General features: G+C 65.6%; 15 protein-coding genes. 13 read left to right on the top strand and 2 right to left on the bottom strand.

Translation table 11 applies throughout. The annotated features are described in order from the left end of the window. The first annotated feature begins 50 nt into the window (after positions 1-50). Genes AC1RNQ_RS18515 through AC1RNQ_RS18460 form a run of 12 tightly spaced genes read left to right on the top strand, consistent with a single transcriptional unit; the run spans position 51 to position 11,805 of the window. Complete coding sequence (locus AC1RNQ_RS18515) at positions 51-1,112, top strand: Gfo/Idh/MocA family protein (protein WP_493173507.1); 1,062 nt, start codon at positions 51-53, stop codon at positions 1,110-1,112. Beyond that, entirely contained in the window at positions 1,112-1,675 is a 564-nt protein-coding gene (locus AC1RNQ_RS18510) for an acyltransferase (RefSeq protein ID WP_493173505.1), read from the top strand. The genes AC1RNQ_RS18515 and AC1RNQ_RS18510 overlap by 1 nt, the downstream gene beginning before the upstream one ends. After that, complete coding sequence (locus AC1RNQ_RS18505) at positions 1,672-2,787, top strand: DegT/DnrJ/EryC1/StrS family aminotransferase (RefSeq protein ID WP_493173503.1); 1,116 nt, start codon at positions 1,672-1,674, stop codon at positions 2,785-2,787. Before AC1RNQ_RS18510 ends, AC1RNQ_RS18505 begins: the two co-directional genes overlap by 4 nt. Before the next feature lie 11 nt (positions 2,788-2,798). Next, positions 2,799-3,491 carry an acyltransferase gene (locus AC1RNQ_RS18500; protein WP_493173501.1) on the top strand — a complete coding sequence of 231 codons (693 nt, stop codon included), beginning with the start codon at positions 2,799-2,801 and terminating at the stop codon, positions 3,489-3,491. Further along, positions 3,488-4,078: an acyltransferase gene (locus tag AC1RNQ_RS18495; protein ID WP_493173499.1), complete on the top strand. Its 591-nt coding sequence runs from the start codon at positions 3,488-3,490 to the stop codon at positions 4,076-4,078. Before AC1RNQ_RS18500 ends, AC1RNQ_RS18495 begins: the two co-directional genes overlap by 4 nt. Positions 4,079-4,083: 5 nt before the next feature. Further along, positions 4,084-5,910, top strand: a complete 1,827-nt coding sequence (gene asnB / locus AC1RNQ_RS18490; RefSeq protein ID WP_493173497.1) for an asparagine synthase (glutamine-hydrolyzing) — start codon at positions 4,084-4,086, stop codon at positions 5,908-5,910. Between the two features lie 32 nt (positions 5,911-5,942). Continuing rightward, a complete protein-coding gene (locus AC1RNQ_RS18485; protein ID WP_493173944.1) occupies positions 5,943-7,274 on the top strand; it encodes an oligosaccharide flippase family protein in 1,332 nt (443 codons plus the stop codon). After that, on the top strand, positions 7,271-7,879 hold the full coding sequence (gene hisH / locus AC1RNQ_RS18480) for an imidazole glycerol phosphate synthase subunit HisH (protein ID WP_493173496.1): 609 nt from the start codon (positions 7,271-7,273) through the stop codon (positions 7,877-7,879). Before AC1RNQ_RS18485 ends, hisH begins: the two co-directional genes overlap by 4 nt. 3 nt (positions 7,880-7,882) lie before the next feature. After that, entirely contained in the window at positions 7,883-8,713 is an 831-nt protein-coding gene (locus AC1RNQ_RS18475) for a sulfotransferase family protein (RefSeq protein ID WP_493173494.1), read from the top strand. A gap of 5 nt (positions 8,714-8,718) precedes the next feature. After that, a complete protein-coding gene (locus tag AC1RNQ_RS18470) occupies positions 8,719-9,507 on the top strand; it encodes a HisA/HisF-related TIM barrel protein (RefSeq protein WP_493173492.1) in 789 nt (262 codons plus the stop codon). Positions 9,508-9,517: 10 nt separating this feature from the next. Next, entirely contained in the window at positions 9,518-10,675 is a 1,158-nt protein-coding gene (locus tag AC1RNQ_RS18465) for an N-acetyl sugar amidotransferase (protein ID WP_493173490.1), read from the top strand. Between the two features lie 5 nt (positions 10,676-10,680). Further along, positions 10,681-11,805, top strand: coding sequence for a glycosyltransferase family protein (locus AC1RNQ_RS18460; protein WP_493173489.1), 1,125 nt, complete (start codon positions 10,681-10,683; stop codon positions 11,803-11,805). Positions 11,806-11,825: 20 nt separating this feature from the next. On the opposite strand, the gene AC1RNQ_RS18455 is transcribed toward AC1RNQ_RS18460, so the two are convergent. Continuing rightward, positions 11,826-12,599 (bottom strand): class I SAM-dependent methyltransferase, encoded by a 774-nt coding sequence (locus tag AC1RNQ_RS18455; protein WP_493173487.1) that lies wholly within the window; start codon positions 12,597-12,599, stop codon positions 11,826-11,828. A 189-nt stretch (positions 12,600-12,788) separates the two neighbouring features. Between AC1RNQ_RS18455 and AC1RNQ_RS18450 the strand changes: the two genes are divergently transcribed. After that, complete coding sequence (locus tag AC1RNQ_RS18450) at positions 12,789-13,652, top strand: FkbM family methyltransferase (RefSeq protein WP_493173485.1); 864 nt, start codon at positions 12,789-12,791, stop codon at positions 13,650-13,652. Positions 13,653-13,654: 2 nt separating this feature from the next. Here AC1RNQ_RS18450 and AC1RNQ_RS18445 read toward each other — a convergent pair whose 3' ends face one another. Further along, positions 13,655-14,452, bottom strand: coding sequence for a class I SAM-dependent methyltransferase (locus AC1RNQ_RS18445; RefSeq protein ID WP_493173483.1), 798 nt, complete (start codon positions 14,450-14,452; stop codon positions 13,655-13,657). Between the last annotated feature and the right edge of the window lie 15 nt (positions 14,453-14,467).

Genomic DNA, 14,467 nt, shown 5'->3' with positions numbered 1-14,467 from the left:
CACCGGCCCGCGCCGAGGCAGGGCAATCGCAACAGGAAAACGAACACCTTATGAGCGTTGCAATTCAGCCGATTACGGGCCGCCGCCAGCGCTATGCGCTCGTCGGATGCGGCCGCATCTCGACTAATCATTTCGGAGCGCTCGAAGCGCATGGCAACAGCGTCGAGATCGTCGACGTCTGCGACATCGATCCCGCCGCGCTGGCGAAGGCGACCGAGCGTACCGGCGCCCGCGGTCATGCCTCGCTGACCGAGATGCTCAAGGCGACCGACGCCGACGCCGTGATCGTCACCACGCCGAGCGGGCTGCACCCCGCGCAGGTGATCGAGATCGCCGAGTCGGGGCGCCACGTCATCTCCGAAAAGCCGATGGCGACGCGCTGGCGGGACGGCCTGCGCATGGTCGAGGCGTGCGACAAGGCGGGTGTCCAGCTGTTCATCGTCAAACAGAACCGCCGCAATGCTACGCTGCAACTGCTCAAAAATGCCGTCACCAGCGGGCGTTTCGGGCGCATCTATATGGTCGCAGTCAATGTGTTCTGGACGCGGCCGCAGGACTATTACGACAGCGCCGCGTGGCGCGGGACGTGGGAGTTCGACGGCGGCGCGCTGATGAACCAGGCGAGCCATTATGTCGATCTGCTCGACTGGCTCGGCGGTCCGATCGAGAGCCTGCACGCCTATACTGCGACGCTGGCGCGCAATATCGAGGTCGAGGATACGGCGGTGATCAACGTCCGCTGGCGCTCGGGCGCGCTCGGGTCGATGAACGTCACGATGCTGACCTATCCCAAGAATCTCGAAGGCTCGATCACCATCCTCGGCGAAAAGGGCAGCGTGAAGGTCGGCGGCGTCGCATTGAACAAGATCGAGAATTGGGAGTTCGAGTCGCCGCACGCCGACGACGAACTCGTCGCCTCGGCGTCCTATGATACGGGCTCGGTCTATGGTTTCGGGCACCAGCTCTATTACGACAATGTCATCGGCACGCTGGCGGGCGATTGCGCCGCTGCGACCGACGGGCGCGAGGGGCTGCGCAGCCTCGAAGTGCTGATCGCCTCCTATCTCTCAGCGCGCGACGGCAAGCGCGTGTCGCTGCCGCTGGACTATTGATGCCCGCGAAGATCCACGACACCGCGATCGTCGATGCCGGCGCCGAGATCGGCGACGGCACCGCGATCTGGCACTGGGTGCATGTCTGCGCCACCGCGCGCATCGGCAGCGGCTGCTCGCTCGGGCAGAATGTCTATGTCGGCAACGATGTGACGATCGGCAACAATGTCCGCATCCAGAACGGCGTCTCGGTCTATGACGCGGTGACGCTGGAGGACGATGTCTTTTGCGGCCCCGCGATGGTCTTCACCAATGTCTACAACCCGCGCTCGGCGGTGCCGCGCAAGGACGAATATCGCGAGACCATCGTGCGCAAGGGCGCGACTTTGGGCGCGAACTGCACCATCGTATGCGGCGTGACGATCGGCGAATATGGCTTCGTCGGCGCGGGATCGGTGATCAACCGCGATGTGAAGCCCTATGCGCTGATGGTCGGTGTCCCCGCGCGGCGGATCGGCTGGATGTGCGAATGCGGCGTCCGGCTCGAAGGCCAGGGCGACGTCACCTGCACCGCGTGCGACAGTCCATATCAGATAACAGACGAGGAATGTTCTCCCCGATGAGCGACGTGATCGAATTCAACGACCTGAAGGCCCAATATCGCGCGGTGAAGACCTCGGTCGACGCGCGCATCCAGGCGGTGCTCGACCATGGCCAATATATCATGGGGCCCGAGGTCGCCGAGGTCGAAGAGAAGCTCGCCGCCTATACCGGCGCGAAACATTGCATCGGCGTTGCATCGGGGACTGAGGCGCTGCTGATTGCGCTGATGGCGCTCGATGTTGGGCCGGGCGACGAGGTGATCACGACGTCGGCCACTTTCGTGGCGACGGTCGAGGTCATCGCGCTCGTCGGTGCGACGCCGGTGTTCGTCGATATCGATCCCGCGACCTCGACGATCGACCCGCAGGCGGTGAAGGCTGCGATCGGCGACAGGACGCGCGCGATCATCCCCGTCTCGCTCTACGGCCAGTGCGCCGACATGGACGCGATCAACGCGATCGCCGCGCCGCGCGATATCGCGGTGATCGAGGATGGCGCGCAGAGTTTCGGTTCGACCTACAAGGGGCGCCGCAGCGGCAGCACTTCGGGCATCGGCTGCACCAGCTTCTTCCCCGCCAAGCCGCTCGGCTGCTACGGCGATGGTGGCGCGATTTTCACCGACCACGACGACCTCGCGCAGGCGTGCCGCGAAATCCGCGTCCACGGCCAGTCGCGTCGCTTCCACCACACGCGCGTCGGGGTGGGCGGGCGGCTCGACACGATCCAGGCGGCGGTGCTGCTCGCCAAGCTCGAAATCTTCGACGAGGAAATCGCGCGGCGCCAGGCACTCGGTGCGCGCTATCTTGCGGCCTTTGCCGGGCATAATGCGCTCGAACTGCCGATGATCGCCGCCGACCGGACGAGCGTCTGGGGCTATTTCGCGCTCAAATCGCCGAACCGCGCCGCGATCCTCGATGCGCTCAAAGCAGCGGGCGTGCCGAGCGGGGTCCATTATCCCGAGCCGATGCATATCCAGCCGGCCTATAAGGACAAGTGCCGCGTCGCGGGCAGCATGGCCGAAACCGACCGCTGGTCGGATCAGGTGTTCAGCCTGCCGATGCACGCGTACCTCACCGACGAAGCGCAGGACCGCATCATCGCCGCGGTGCTGGCGGGGGCCGGCGCGGCCTGACGCACGCTGGCATGAGCCGCCTCCTCAACATGCAGCTAAGCTGGCCCGCGACGGCGGTCGACCGGCTGCGCCGGCTGTTCGAGACGCGCTTCCACCGGCTGGCCGGCCAGCGTTTCTTCGTCGATACCGCGCAGACGCAGGTCGATATCCACTTTCGCATGTGGTTCTGGCAGCGCGTCATGCGCCGCAATGCCGAGGCCTATTGGCCGGTGCATCCGTCGACGCGCGTGCGCGGCGGGCGCTTCGTGGTGATCGGCCCCGAAACCTCGCCGGGCTGGAGCGTCGGCTGCGACATCGACGGCCGCGGCGGCATCTATATCGGCGATTATACCCAGATCGCGCCGACGGTGCGGATGCATTCGGTCGCCGGGGGGAGGGAGCCGACCGAGGCTCCCGACGATTTTTCGATCTTCATCGGCAAATACAGCCTGCTGACGATGAACGTCACGGTCGAGGCCGGGGTGACGCTCGGCGATTTCACGATCGTCGGCGCGAACAGCGTCGTCACCGACAGCTTTCCCGAAGGCCATTGCGTCATCGCGGGCAATCCGGCGCGGCTGATCAAGCGGCTCGATCCAGCGGCCTGCGAGCATTGGCAGCGCCCCAATCCCTATGTCGGCTATACGCCGCTCGCCGAGGTCGCGACGCTGCGCGGCACCGCAATCGAACCGGCGCTCTTCGACCGCATCTGGGGCGCGTCATGAGCCGCGCGGTCCCTTGGCGCATCCGCTTCGCCCAGCATCTGGTCGGCATCAACGGCGCGGCCTATTGGCCGATGCATCCCGACAGCCAGCTTGCCTATCCGAACCGCGTCCTGCTCGGGCGCAACAGCTGGCCGGGGATCGAGCCGCTTTGCTACGTCAGCGCGAATATGGGGCTCGTCGTCGGCGACGGCGTGCGGATCGGGCGCGAGGTCGGGCTGATCTCGGGCGACCATGATCCGATACGGCTCACAAACTATATTCAGGTCGACCCGCAAGTCATTGGCAATCATTGTATCATCGAGGATGGCTGCACGATCCTGCCTGGCGTCGAGCTGGCCGATTTCTGTATCGTCACGCGCGGCAGCGTGGTGACCAAATCCTGCCTGGAACCGCGATCGATCCTGTCGGGCAATCCGGCGAAGGTCGTCGGCACGCACGACCGCGCTGCCCCCGCGATCCCCCCCGACGCGAAGCACGGCTATATCCCCGCCGCCGAGTTCGACGCCTTCGCGCGCCGCAACCTGCGCCATCACTATCTCGGCCGCTTCGGCGCCGCCTTTACGCCATCATCGACGACGGGTAGCTGATCTCAATGTGCGGGTGGGGAATCCTCGTAAATCGCGACGGGCGACCGGTCGAACGCGCCAAGTTGCAGGCGATGGCGAATGCCGTCGCGCATCGCGGCCCCGATGCCGAGGGGATCGTCGAGCTCGGCGCGGTCGGGCTTGCGCACCGGCGCCTCGCGGTGATCGACGTCAACGACCGCTCGAACCAGCCGATGCGAAGCGGCGACAATTGGCTGCAATTCAACGGCGCCATCTATAATTTCCGCGAGCTGCGCACCGAACTCGAGGCGCTCGGGCATAAATTCCACACCAAGTCGGATACCGAGGTGCTGCTCCATGCGCTCGACCAATGGTGGGTCGATGCGCTGCCGCGGCTGCAGGGGATGTTCTCCTTCTGCTTCTACGACGGGCGGCGGAAGAAATTGCTGCTCGCGCGCGATCGCTTCGGGATCAAGCCGCTCTGCTATCACCTCTCGGACCGCGTCTTCGTCGCGGGGTCCGAGGCGAAGCAATTGCTCGCCACCGGCCTCGTCGGCTCGGCGCCCGATCACTCGGTCCTGCGCACCTTCCTCGAATATGGGCGGCTGAACCTCGACGAACGCAGCTTCTTCGCCGACATCAAGTCGCTGGCGCCCGGCGAGTTCGCGATCCACGACCTGGTCGGCGGCCAGTTCCTCAAGATGCGCTGGTACGACCTGGCGATCCATGTAGAGCCGCAGGATATCGGCTATGGCGAGGCGTGCGAGCGGCTGCACGCGCTGTTCGACGACGCCGTCCGCTCGCACCATGTCGCCAATGTCCCCGTGGGCGCCAGCCTGTCGGGCGGAATCGACAGCTCGTCGATCGCCGCGGCGAGCGCGCCGGTCGTCGGCGATCCGGGCGATTTTCCGCTCTTCACCATCTATCACGCCGACGAGCGCCACGACGAGCGCGGCTATGCGACACAAGTGTCGGAGCGCTTCGGTTTCCGGCACATCGAGGTGCCGGTATCGCTGCTCGATTATTACACGCCCGAATGGCTCGAGAGCTTTGCCTGGTCGCAGGACCAGCCGCTGCCCGGCGGCAGCCATTTCAACGAACATGCGCTGTTCAAGGCGGCGCATGAGGCGGGCGTGACAGTGATGCTCGACGGTCAGGGCGCCGACGAATATTTCGGCGGCTATGGCGAGTTCTGGCTCGCGGCGCAGCGCGCGGCCCTGAAAAGCGGCAACATCGCGGAGGTCGGTCGCAATCTGCGCGGTCGCGGCCTGACCAATAGCGAATCGCTGACCCTGACCACGCGCAAGATGGTCGCGGCGCTGCTGCGGCGCGAGAACGGGCTGTCACCGCTGATGGCGGGCCTGTGGCGCGGCAGGGGTGCGGCGCGCCATGCCTATGCCCTGCCGACGGATTTCCGCGCCTTGTCGTTCGACGAGCTGGTGCGGTCGAGCATCCCCTATCAGCTTCATTCGCAGGACCGCAACGCGATGCAGTTCGGCATCGAATCGCGCGTTCCTTTCCTCGATCACCGGCTGGTCGAATTCGTCTGCGGGCTGCCGACCGATTATCTGGTCGGGCGCGGCTGGCAGAAACGGATTTTCCGCGACACGATGGCCGAATTGCCCGACGCGATCCGCTGGCGCCGGAGCAAGGTCGGCTTTTCGTCGCCCGATGCCGAGTTCGGCGTGCAATATCCCGAACGCCTCGCGGGGATGCTCGGCGATGCCACGGCGACACTCGCGCCGCTGCTCGACACTGCGGAGCTTGGTGCGCGGCTCGGCCGTTACCGGCTCGACCCGGCGCGCTACGACCCGGCGATATTTCGCTTGATCAGCCTCGCGGCGTGGGTCAGGCGGTTCGCGGTTTCGCTGTAACCCGGGGCGGCCATCGCGGCGGCCTCTTGAAGATGATGATTGGCGCGAATTTGCTGGCCAGACTGTTCCATCTGCGACGTTCCTCCTTCCTGCGCAGCGCGGCGACGCTGTCGGGCGGGCAGTTCGTCGCGACCGCAATCAGCTTCGGTTTCGCGCCGATCCTCAGCCGCCTCTACGCGCCGCAGGACTATGGCGTGCTCGCGACCTATATGTCGATCGCGGTCATCCTGTCGGCGCTCGCCAATTTGCAGATGGCGCGCGCGCTGGTCGCCGAGGCCGACGAGGAGCAGGCGCATGCGCTGCTCGGGCTCAGCCTGCTGCTCGCCTTCGCCTTTTCTGCGCTGACGCTCGCGGGGGTGTTGTTGCTTCGCGCCGGCGGCGTTCAGGGGCTCGACGATCTCGGCGTCTGGCTCCTCCTCCTCCCCGCGACCGTCCTCGCGTCGGGCACCGGCGCCGCGCTGCTCGGCTGGGCAAACCGGCACCACCGCTACCGGCTGATGAGCGGCTACCAGATTCTCAACGTCGTCGTCTCGTCGGGCGGCGCCTTGCTCCTCGCCTGGGCCGGCTATGGCGCGCGCGGGCTGATGATCGGCTATTTCCTCGGACAGCTCGCCGCCTTCCTGTGGGCGTGGATCGGCAATCGCGACGCGGTCGCCTCGCTGCGCGGCATGAGCTGGGCGCGGATGCGGACGGCGGGCCATGCACATCGCAACTATGCGCTGTGGACGACGCCGACGTCGATGATCGAGCAGGTCTCGTCGGCCTCACCGGTGCTCGTGCTGTCGCTGTGGGGCAATATGCTGGCGATCGTCGGCCATTATAACCGCGCGCGGGGCCTGCTGATGCTGCCCGTCGGCATCTTGGGCGGCGCGATCGGCCAGGTCTTCTTCCGCCGCGGCGCGCAGGACATGGCGCGCGACGGCCATTGCCGACCGTTGTTCTGGAAGCTGGTCGCCGCGATGACCGCGATCAGCGTGCCGACCTTTGTCCTCTTGGCACTGATCGCGCCGCAATTGTTCGTCTTCGTGCTCGGGCCGCAGTGGAGCGAGGCGGGGCATATCGCACGGATCCTGGCGCCGGTGATGGCGCTGCAGCTGATCGTCATGCCCGCGTCGAAGGTGATGTGGCTCTATCACCGCCAGCGGCTCGATTTTTTCCTGTCGATCCTGTTTGCATTGGTAACCACCGTCGCGGTCGCCTCGGTCGCCTTTCTCGGTTTTGCGCCCGAGATCGCGATCGACGTGTTTGCGGGCGCGCAGATATTGTTATACCTCGTTTATCTAGGCAGCAGCATCCTGATCGTCGAGCGCGATCACCGAACCAGACAGGGACAGCCCGCGGAAGCGGCAGCGGTGAAACCATGATCACCATCGTCGATTATGATGCGGGCAACCCGCGCTCGATCATCAACATGCTCCAATATCTGGGGCATCGCGCCGAGCTGACCGGCGATCCCGACAAAGTGGCGAAGGCCGAGCGGCTGATCCTGCCCGGGGTCGGCAAGTTCGACTGGGGCATGCAGCGATTGCACGACAAGGGGCTCTCGGCGCCGCTCGACGAAGCGGTGAAGCGCGGGGTGCCGATGCTCGGCATCTGCCTCGGCGCGCAATTGCTGACGCGCGGCAGCGAAGAGGGCGCGCTTCCCGGTTTCGGCTGGGTCCCCGCGACGACGGTCGCCTTCGACCGCAGCCGCCTGGGTGCGCGGCTCAAGGTGCCGCATATCGGTTGGGCCGACACCGGCTGGAACGCCGGGCATCGTATGGCGGTCGATACGCCCGGGGCGCGCTATTATTATGTCCACAGCTTCCATATCGCGTGCGACGACCCCAGGACCGAGCTGTGCAATACGGTTCATGGCTACCGCTTCACCGCCGGCGTCGAACAGGACAATGTCTTCGGGGTGCAGTTCCACCCCGAAAAGAGCCTCTCCTTCGGAATGGCGGTGCTCAGCCGCTATGCGGCGATCTGAGCGATGACCCCCGCGCTCCCCAACCTCGTCGTCATCGGTGCGATGAAATGCGGCACGACCAGCCTCAACGACTATCTCGACCAGCACCCCGACGTGCATATGGCGGCCGACAAGGAGATCAACTTCTTCTCGGGCGAGAATGCCCATCGCTCGCTCGACTGGTATTGCGCGCAATATGACGGCTCGAAGGCGGTGCGCGGCGAGGCGTCGCAGAATTACACCAAGAGCCACCACCCCTTCTACAGGGGCGCGCCCGAGCGGATGGCGGCGATCATCCCCGAAGCGAAGCTGATCTACCTCGTCCGCGACCCGATCGAGCGCTATCGCTCGCACATCGTCGAAAATTACGTCGGCGAGACGGTGCAGGAGGATATCGCCTGGAACCTGGCCAACGATCACCAGTTCCAGACCGGCAAATATGCGTGGCAGCTGCGCTTTTTCCTCGAGCATTTCCCGATGGAGCAGATACTGGTGGTCGACAGCGACGAGCTCAATCGCGCGCGGCACGAAACGATGAACGCCATTTTCGCCTTCCTCGGCCTCGATGCGATCACCGACGAAAAGGCCTTCGCGTTCAAATCGAATACGAACGCGTCGAACGGCGTCCCCAACCGCTGGCGCATGGCGCTTCCCTATCGCGCCGCGCGCAAGCTGGCGCCGTTCGACCTCGACGCGCAGCTCAGCCGTCCGGCGGTCGCAAAGGTCCTTTTCCCGGGCCTCGAAAAGCCCGAATTGTCCGACGACCAGATCGACGACCTGCGCAATCGCTACGCCCCCGAGGTCGCGCAACTGCGCGCGCTGACGGGCCAGCCCTTCGCGAAATGGCAGGTTTGAGCCGCATGCGCCGTATCCGTGTGATCCCCGTGCTGACCATCGACCGCGAGCGGCGGCTGGTGAAGACCGTGACCTTCGGCAAGCGCACCTATATCGGCGACCCGATCAACGCGGTGCGCATCTTCAACACCAAGATGGTCGACGAGATATTGCTGCTCGACATCGACGCGAGCGTCGATGGCCGCGGGCCGAGCTTCGAGGCGATCGGCGACATCGTCGAGGAAGCCTTCCTGCCGATGGGTTATGGCGGCGGTATCCGCAGCGTCGACGACGCCGCGCGGCTGTTCCAGCTGGGGCTCGAAAAGGTCGTGCTGTCGAGCGCGGCGCTGGCGCAGCCCGGCCTCGTCACCGCCATCGCCGAGCGTTTCGGCGCGCAGGCGGTCGCGGTGTCGCTGCCCTATGCCAAGAAACTGCTCGGCGGGCAGCAGGTGGTGACGCGCAGCGGCAAGACCAGGACCGGCCAGGCGCCGGTCGAGGCGGCGAAGGCGATGGCCGAGGCGGGGGCGGGCGAGATCATCGTCTATAGCGTCGATCGCGACGGCAAATGGTCGGGGTACGACCTCGCGACGGTCACCGCGGTGGCCGAGGCGGTCGACGTGCCCGTAGTGGCGTGCGGCGGCGCGGCGGGGCTCGGCGATTTCCTGCCCGCGGTACGCGGCGGCGCCTCGGCGGTGGCGGCGTCGAGCCTGTTCGTCTATCGCGCACCGAATCAGGGCGTTCTTATCTCCTATCCCGACGAGGCCGACCTCAAGGAACAGCTCTTCCAGAATCTCGATTGCCAAAACTCTGATTGAATGAGAAAAAGTGACCCAGGCCAGCTCTCCCCTGCCTTCGCCGTCGGTACAGATGTGCACGCGCACCGTCATGGACGGCAGCGATCCCGACATCGTCTTCGACGCCGACGGCGTGTCGAACCATTGGCACGAATATCGCGCGCTGATGGCGACGCAGCCGAACGCCGGGCAGAAGAAGGCGCGGCTCGAGACATTGCTCGCCGATATCAAGGCCGACGGTGCGGGCAAGGACTATGACTGCGTCATCGGCCTGTCGGGCGGGGTCGACAGCAGCTATGTGACCTGGCTCGCCAAACAATGGGAGCTGCGCCCGCTGATCGTCCATTTCGACAATGGCTGGAACAACGAGCTCGCGGTCCGCAATATCGAGAATATCTGCAAGAAGCTGGGCTTCGAACTCCACACCTTCGTGATGGACTGGGAGGAATTCCGCGACCTCCAGCGCGCCTATTTCAAGGCGTCGGTCGTCGACCTCGAAGTCCCCACCGACCATATGATCTCCGGCGCGCTCTATCGCCTCGCGGCGCAGCACAAGCTCAAATATATGCTCTCGGGGCTCAATTTCGCGACCGAATCGGTGATGCCACCATCGTGGAACTATGCCAAGTTCGACCTCGAAAATATTCGCAACATTCACAAAAAATTCGGCACCAGGCCGCTCAAGAAGCTGCCCGCGCTCGGCGTGTGGCAAAAGGCCTGGTACCAATTGATCCGCGGCATCCATTCGGAAGCCGTGCTCGACCTGATCGATTACAACAAGGCCGAGGCGAAGGCGCTGCTGATCCGCGAGCTCGACTGGGTCGACTATGGCGGCAAACATTATGAATCGCTCTTCACGCGCTTCTACCAGGGCCATATCCTCCCGCGGAAATTCGGGGTCGACAAGCGCAAAGCGCATCTGTCGAACCTGATCCTGTCGGGCCAGATGACGCGCGACGAGGCGCTGCGCGAACTGCAGCAGCCGACCTATGACGAGGCGCTGCAGGAGCGCGACAAGGCCTATGTGCGCAAGAAGCTCGGCTTCACCGAGAGCGAGTTCGACGCGGTGCTGAGCCTGCCCAACCAGCGGCACGAAATCTATGGCACCGACAAGAAGCAACGCGAGCGCTATTTCCGCATCATCGGCGCGCTGGGCACGGCGATGCGCAAGCTCGGACTGAAACGCTGAGCGCGATGCCGCACGCACCGGTCGATCTGCTCGGCGATCCGCTGCGCATCCTGATCCTTTCGCCGCAGCCGTGGACCGGGCTGCAGGTTTCGAAGCATCATTATGCGCGCGAAGCCGCGGCGCGGGGGCATGACGTGATCTTCGCCAATCCGCCGGGCGGCGCCGCCGCGATCGCGCTGAGCGCGAGCGGAACCCCGAACATCACCCTTCTCGATCATCCCGCCATGCCGCTGCGCCGCGCCAAATTTCGCGCGCGCTGGCTGTTCGATCATGCCGCGAGGCGCCGTGCGCGGGCGATCATCGCCGCGACGGGGCCGATCGACCTGCTGTGGGATTTCGACAATTCGGGCCAGTTCGCCGATCACCGGGCATTCGGCGCGCGGCGGAGCATCCTGCACGCCATGGACCGGGCCGACGAAGGCGTGCGCCACGGCCGCCATGCCGACCTGATCCTGGGGGTCGCGCCGACGCTGATCGACGCGCTGCCGCCGCGCGGCATCCCGCGCCGCGTCGTGCCGCACGGGCTGGCGCCGCTGTTCGCCGATCTGGCGCGCGCGCGCCTCGCCGGCGGCGATCCGGCCCCGGAGACCGGCGCGATCACGATCGGCTTTCTCGGCAACCTGACGCAACCATGGATGGATCGCCCACGCCTGCTGGCGCTGATCGAGGCCAATCCGGCGCTACGCTTTCGCTTCATCGGTCCCGAACAGGATGCGTCGGCCGAGCGGCGGGCGTGGGTCGATCGGCTGCGCGCGTTGCCGAACGTCGAGCTGGCGGGCCCCAAGACGGGCGCGGCGCTGGTCGAAGCGATGCGCGGCGTCCAGATCTGGCTGCTTTGCTACGATCGTGACCTCGACCCCAACAAGGGCGTCAACTCGCACAAATTGCTGGAATATTTTTCGACCGGCGGCGAGGTGGTGAGCAGTCATATCGAGGCGCAGGTCGATGCGCCGGGGATTTTCATGGCGCCCGCGGACGCGCCCGACCGGATCGCGGCGCTGCTGGACGACGCTGTGCAAACGGTCCGCGAGGGATGCGATACCGGATGGCGGCGGCGTATCGACCAGGCGCTGGCGAACAGCTACGCCGCCAATTTCCGCGAGGTCACGGCCCATCTGGCGGCGATTTAGCGTTACCGCGTTGCCGCCGGTCAGTCGCGGCGGCGGAAGCGGCGCAGCAGCCGGCGCCCGAGGAACTGGCGGCGGCCGACCTGCATCACGGTGATCGGCTGGCGGAACATATTCCGCTCGGCCTTGGGCATCGCGGCGGTGTCGGGATGGACGGTCAGCAACTGGCGATAATCGGCCACCGCATCCTTGCGGCACACATAAAGCTTGGTGTGGGTGATCAGGAACGGGCGGAGGTCGGGATATTCGCCCAGCATCTCGATCGCCGCGACGGTGACGTCGGGCCAGCCCTTGCCGAAGAAATCGTCGATGATGATCACGCCGCGCTCGCCCAGCACCGACGCTGCGGTACGCAGGTCGGCGGCGACATGGTGGTATTCATGCCCGCCGTCGACGCTGAAAATCCTTACATTGCTGACCTTTGCGGCGATATCCTGCGGCGTGATGATGGTCGAATCTGTCTTCCAGATTTCCGCGTCCGAGATCGGGATGCCGAACCGCTCGGCGTTTTTGAACAACATGATGTCGCGGCGCGCCTGCGTGCCGACATTCATGCTGTCGTCCTCGTACAGGTCGATCGCCAGCGCTTTCTCGCTGGCGCGGCGATGGAGCGCGAGCAGGAAATAGAGCTTGCCATGGTGCACGCCGATTTCGGCCAGATCGCCCTCGATGCCCTGCTCCGCCTGCCATTCGCCGATCGCCTTGATCGCGAAGATATCGACATCCCCCAACCAGCCGCTGACCGTCTCGACCTGCCCGTTCGCATATTGATTGAGATCGATCGAACTGCCTGCCACGCCTTTGCTCCTGCAAAACATTTGTCCGGCGGGGCGCCGGCTGGTCCGCGGCGTTTATGGCATCGTCGGCGCCCGTGCAATCGCGACGTTCGCTTCTTTGGGCCGCCTGGCGCGAGGATCGCCGATTGTCATTGGCAAGGGAAACTCTGTATAGGATCAACCAGTTCAGACACAGGGGTTAGGCCGACCATGCGGCAATCGAATCTCGGCCGCCTGGCCAACCGCATCCTTCGCCGCGCCGGGCTGTTCGGCCGCGTGAACCGCACCACCCGCGCCGAGGTCGGGGGGCGCGACATCGCCATTCCGGTGACGGCCGGGCTGATGGCGGACCTCACCGAACCCTGGATGTTCGCGCTGTTGCAGCGGCTGATGGCGATGGCGCCGGGCGGCTTCGTCGACGTCGGCGTCAACCTCGGCCAGACACTCATCAAGGCGAAGGCGGTCGATCCGGCGCGTCGCTATGTCGGTTTCGAACCCAATCCGGTGTGCGTGCATTATGTCGAGGAACTGGTGGCGGCCAATGGCTGGAGCGACTGCCGCGTCGTGCCCGCGGGGCTCGGTACGAGCCGCGGGCTGTTCCAGCTCGAGCTCTATCACGGACGCGGCGGCGATTCGGCGGCGTCGATCGTCGAGGGTTTCCGCCCCGGCGAAGCGGTGACCTTTCGCAAGACCGTCGTCGTGCTGGGCCCCGACGACCTGCCCGACGACCTGCTCGCGCCGCCCGTGGGCATCGTCAAGATCGACGTCGAAGGCGCCGAGGCCGACGTCATCGACGCGCTGGCGCCGGTGATCGCCCGCGACCGTCCGTTGATCACGATGGAGATCCTGCCCTGCTATTCGGCCGAGCGCACCGACCGCATCGCGCGGCAGGCCCGGATCGAGGCACGGCTCGCCGAGGCCGACTATCGCATATTGCGCGTGCTCCACGCCGGACAGGGCGGCGGCTTCGCCTTCGAACCGCTCGAGACGATCGGCATCCACGGCGACCTCGCGCTGTGCGAATATGTCATGTGCCCCGCAGAACGTGTCGCCGAACTGCTCACGGCGGAGTAGGCTCAGAGCCGTTTGGGCAGCAGTCCCAGCTTGCGCCGGAGGCTCCGCTTGAGCACTTCGCGACGGCCGAGTGTCATCACCATGATCGGCGCTTCGAACATCGTCCGTTCGGACAGCGCCGCCTTGCCGAGCCATGGATTGCCGGGCAGCATCGCGCGATAGCGTGTCGCGGCGGCGGGCCGCGCGACGAACAGCTTGTACGGGGTGATCAGGAAGGGCTGCAGCCGCTCGCGCTGCGCGGTCAGGAAATGGATCGCCGCAACCGACACGTCGGGCCAGCCGATGCCGAAGAAATCGTGGATCATCATCACGCCGTCGTCGGCAAGCACCGCGTCGGCGAGCTTCAGGTCGCTGGTGACGGTGCGATAATCGTGCCCGCCGTCGACGCTGATCATCCGCACCTTGCCGATCCGCTCGTCCAGCGCCGCGGACGTGATCGTCGTCGAATCGGTCTTCCACACTTCGCTTTCGTCGAGCGCGATGCCCAGCTTGGCGTGGTTCTCGAAAAACGCCCGGTCGCGTCCGGCATGGATACCGGTGTTGAGGCCATCGTCCTCGAAAAGGTCGATCGCCAGCGCGCGTTCGCCCGCCTGCCGCAGCAGCGCGAGGATGAAGAAGAGCTTGCCGTGATGGACGCCGATCTCGGCCAGATTGCCGCTGATCCCCTGCTCGACCTGCCAGCGGCCGATCGCGTCGATCGCGGTCGCCTCGACCTGTCCGAAATAGCCGGGGACGGCCTCGATCTGCCGGTCGATATAGCGGTCGAGAGCTTCGAATGCGGCGGCCAAGGCGCGCTCCATATTTAGGGGTGGTCG

It is taken from the genome of Sphingopyxis sp. GW821-FHT12F08, assembly GCF_058806755.1.
The sequence above is the reverse complement of the archived record's forward strand: the minus strand, read 5'-3'. Positions and strand labels throughout refer to the sequence as shown.

What these genes read in the sequence shown, in the direction of transcription:
- hisH (WP_493173496.1), top strand. Translation starts at nt 7,271, where the DNA reads ATGATCACCATCGTCGATTATGATGCGGGCAACCCGCGCTCGATCATC.
- AC1RNQ_RS18495 (WP_493173499.1), top strand. Translation starts at nt 3,488, where the DNA reads ATGAGCCGCGCGGTCCCTTGGCGCATCCGCTTCGCCCAGCATCTGGTC.
- AC1RNQ_RS18445 (WP_493173483.1), bottom strand. Translation starts at nt 14,452, where the DNA reads ATGGAGCGCGCCTTGGCCGCCGCATTCGAAGCTCTCGACCGCTATATC.
- AC1RNQ_RS18510 (WP_493173505.1), top strand. Translation starts at nt 1,112, where the DNA reads ATGCCCGCGAAGATCCACGACACCGCGATCGTCGATGCCGGCGCCGAG.
- AC1RNQ_RS18500 (WP_493173501.1), top strand. Translation starts at nt 2,799, where the DNA reads ATGAGCCGCCTCCTCAACATGCAGCTAAGCTGGCCCGCGACGGCGGTC.
- AC1RNQ_RS18460 (WP_493173489.1), top strand. Translation starts at nt 10,681, where the DNA reads ATGCCGCACGCACCGGTCGATCTGCTCGGCGATCCGCTGCGCATCCTG.
- AC1RNQ_RS18505 (WP_493173503.1), top strand. Translation starts at nt 1,672, where the DNA reads ATGAGCGACGTGATCGAATTCAACGACCTGAAGGCCCAATATCGCGCG.
- asnB (WP_493173497.1), top strand. Translation starts at nt 4,084, where the DNA reads ATGTGCGGGTGGGGAATCCTCGTAAATCGCGACGGGCGACCGGTCGAA.
- AC1RNQ_RS18475 (WP_493173494.1), top strand. Translation starts at nt 7,883, where the DNA reads ATGACCCCCGCGCTCCCCAACCTCGTCGTCATCGGTGCGATGAAATGC.
- AC1RNQ_RS18450 (WP_493173485.1), top strand. Translation starts at nt 12,789, where the DNA reads ATGCGGCAATCGAATCTCGGCCGCCTGGCCAACCGCATCCTTCGCCGC.
- AC1RNQ_RS18485 (WP_493173944.1), top strand. Translation starts at nt 5,943, where the DNA reads ATGATGATTGGCGCGAATTTGCTGGCCAGACTGTTCCATCTGCGACGT.
- AC1RNQ_RS18515 (WP_493173507.1), top strand. Translation starts at nt 51, where the DNA reads ATGAGCGTTGCAATTCAGCCGATTACGGGCCGCCGCCAGCGCTATGCG.
- AC1RNQ_RS18470 (WP_493173492.1), top strand. Translation starts at nt 8,719, where the DNA reads ATGCGCCGTATCCGTGTGATCCCCGTGCTGACCATCGACCGCGAGCGG.